Raw genomic sequence first — 3,182 nt, 5'->3', positions numbered from 1 at the left:
CGGCGCGAGTATGTACGCCGGAGCAAGGGGAGATATTAACGTGGCAGGGCGGTTCCCCATTCACGCCACTCTTTTGGTTCGCTTTCGAGCAGCAGGAAGTGTTTACCTGCCTGCGCTTTCGGGGCCAGCGGCGTACCCGGTGGCGTAGCGAAGGCGATTCCGCCGCGAATGAACTGATTGAAGGTACCGGTCTTCACGACGCCACCGGTCAAACCAAAGTCGAGATTGTATCCGGATGCCAGCCAGAACACGGAGTTGTTCCGCACCAGATGCTGATAGCGCTGGCTAATGCGCATCGCCACCATCACGCGGTCAGAAAGCGAGCCCAGCGTCAGCCCGGTGACGGTCCCCACTTCAATGCCTCTGAACAGGACTGGCGTACCGATATTCAGCGAACCTGCTTCCGGTGCTTCTACCACAATACTCAGACCATCGAGGTAACGAGAGTCGGTAATGGTGGCTTCCTGCAGTTCAAAATCACGGCGCGGGTTACCGCGTCCTGGTTCAACGTTAATATACGGCTGTAAGATCGTATCCAGATGCTCGACGCCTGCCGCTGAGATTTGCGGTGTGATCACGGAGAAGCGGGTACCGCTACGGGCAAAAGTCTGCACGTATTCCGGATACAGAACCGCTTTTGCCTGAACTTCGTTACGGGCGGTGATCAGCTCAAGCGTCTGGATCTGGCCGATATCGATCCCCAGGTAGCGAATTGGCATGCCGGCCGCGAGTTTACCGGCATCGAACGCGTGTAGGGTTATCTGGCCGCCCACCGCACGTGCAGCGGTTTCGGAAGCATACAGAATACGCTTGTCGCCTTTGCGTTGGCTGGCGCTGGCGCCGCTGAGGTTATCGAAGCTAATCGCCCCTTTGAGCGCTCGTGACAGAGGAGATGCCTGTACGGTCAATCCGCTACCGTTAAGCTGAACCTTTGCCCCGCCTTCGGCCCAGAATACGCTGTTGCTGGTCAGCAGGTTGCGATATTCCGGTTTGATATGTAGATCGATATCAAACGCATCGGCGCGTGGGCGAACGCTAATCACTTCACCGACCTCGAATTTGCGGTATAACACCACCGAACCGGCCTGCACATCAGGCAGCGTTTCGGCGCTCAGGCTGAGCGTGGTAGTTGGCAGATCGCTCAGGCTGTTTTCAATCGCTTTTTCCAGGTTGGCATACAGCGGGTAGCTTTTTTTCATTTCACCCTTGGTACCGGGCAAAATACGAATGCCGCCGCTGAGCCATTCGCTGGCGCTGGCGCCAAGAAATTCCACGCCATCAAGCCCGACCTTGACGTCAACGCGGCTGTTGACCACAAACTTACTGTCACCTTGCACCAGAGCGCGATGCTGTGGTTCGATGGCAACGGTAAATGAAACACCTTTGCCAGAGAGCGTGCGATCAATCACCTGACCGACCTGTACGCCGTGGAGAATCAGCGGCTGACCGGCATCAATACCGTAACTCTCCGGCGCGGTCAGCGTAAGCGTCATGACGCCCGGATCGTGTAACAACGACTTCTCTGCAGGAATAACCGCAAACTGGTTACGCGGCTCGCCCTCGCCAGGTACCAGCTCGAAAGTTTTGCCCGTCAGTAGCGAACTGATATTGGCATCGTTTAACGATAATTTAGGGCTGTGTAATTCAATCCGCGTATTGTCGCGCAGCAGCGTTACTACGCTGGGATCGACCGTCATTTCGCCGGTCACTTTACCGCCTGGATTTAAATCCAGTTTGGTCAGTTGCCCGACTTCTAATCCTTGATACATCAGCGACGTTGAGCCGGCCTTGAGTCCATCGCCGCTGGGTAAATCAAGCTTGACGATCACTCCCCGCTGGCTGTGCGCGAGATCCTGATACAAACCAAACGTGTCATCGGCCACCGCGGGTTTAGAGTCTTCGGGCGAATCAAAAGCAATGGCGCCATTGACCAGCGCCGCCAGACTCTCCAGCTTGATCTTCGCTCCGCTGAGGCTGACATCCGCATTCACACCGGACACGTTCCAGAAACGGCTGCCTTTTTTCACCAGGTTGGTAAAGCGACGTTCGATCAGCACGTCGATGGTTACGCCCTGATGATTTGGGTTGATGGTGTAGTCATACACCCGGCCCACCGGAATCTTGCGGAAATAAACCAGCGAACCGCTATTGAGCGACCCGAGGTCAGGGGCGCGCAGGTGCAGCATCAAATCGCCATTATCCAGACGATATTTTGGCTGCGTATCGAGGGCGACGAAATGATCTTCCGGCTCGCCGGTTCCGGGCATCATGCCGATATAGTTGCCGCCAACCAACGCATCCAGGCCAGAAACCCCCGCCAGCGACGCTTTCGGCGTGACCAACCAGAACTGGGTATCTTTGCGCAGAGCATCTTTCATGGTCGATTTGATGCTGACGCGTACTTCAATTTTGCGTAGATCTTCGCTGAGGTTGATATCCTGCACGGTGCCCACTTCAACGCCCTGATAGCGAACGGGAGTACGGCCCGGCACAATGCCGTCAGCAGACATAAAGTCAATGGTTACGGTATTGCCGCGATCTTCATAGCTTCCCCAGATAAGCCATCCTGCAATCATCAGCGCGATGAAAGGCAGCAGCCAGAACGGAGAGATACGGCGTTTAGTTTTAATCTGCGCTTCAGTCTGCGAAGCGGGCGTTTCCTGACTCATGTGCATCCCAAAGTAAGCGGCTGTCCAGCCATTCCACAGCAAGAATAGTCAATATTACCGCTGCGCCGAAATAAAACGCAGCTGGCCCCATAGTAAAAGCAAGTATCTGATCGCGATTAATCAGCGACATGGTTAAAGCGATAACAAAGAGATCCAGCATCGACCAGCGACCAATCCAGGTCACCATACGCAGCAGTTTGATGCGGGTACGCAATCCTTGCTCACATCTAAAATGGATGCTGATGAGCAACGTAAACATCACAATCACTTTGGTGAATGGCACCAGAATACTGGCGATAAAAACAATCGCCGCCACGCCGACGTTGCTGTTCGCCAGGGACATTATGCCAGACAGGATCGTGTCTTCCTGGCGGCCGCCATTGACATAAATTACCGAGATGGGCAGCAGATTAGCAGGCAAAAGCAGGACGATCGAGGCCAGCAGAGCAGCCCAACACTTTTGGATACTTTGATTCCTGCGCCAGCGTAACGGGATATGACAGCGAGGGCAGC

At 54.9% G+C, this 3,182-nt stretch carries 1 protein-coding gene and 1 pseudogene; both read right to left on the bottom strand.

Features of this window, described 5'->3' with window-relative positions; genetic code table 11:
- Positions 1–35: 35 nt before the first annotated feature.
- A complete protein-coding gene (locus tag FDW87_RS15120) occupies positions 36–2,669 on the bottom strand; it encodes a PqiB family protein (RefSeq protein ID WP_019076590.1) in 2,634 nt (877 codons plus the stop codon).
- Positions 2,638–3,182, bottom strand: a pseudogene (gene yebS / locus FDW87_RS22725) (membrane integrity lipid transport subunit YebS); the annotation flags it as partial. The pseudogene yebS and the gene FDW87_RS15120, both read right to left, overlap by 32 nt.

The sequence above is a fragment of the Citrobacter sp. wls826 genome (assembly GCF_005281245.1).
Lineage (GTDB): Bacteria > Pseudomonadota > Gammaproteobacteria > Enterobacterales > Enterobacteriaceae > Citrobacter > Citrobacter braakii.
The sequence above is the reverse complement of the archived record's forward strand: the minus strand, read 5'-3'. Positions and strand labels throughout refer to the sequence as shown.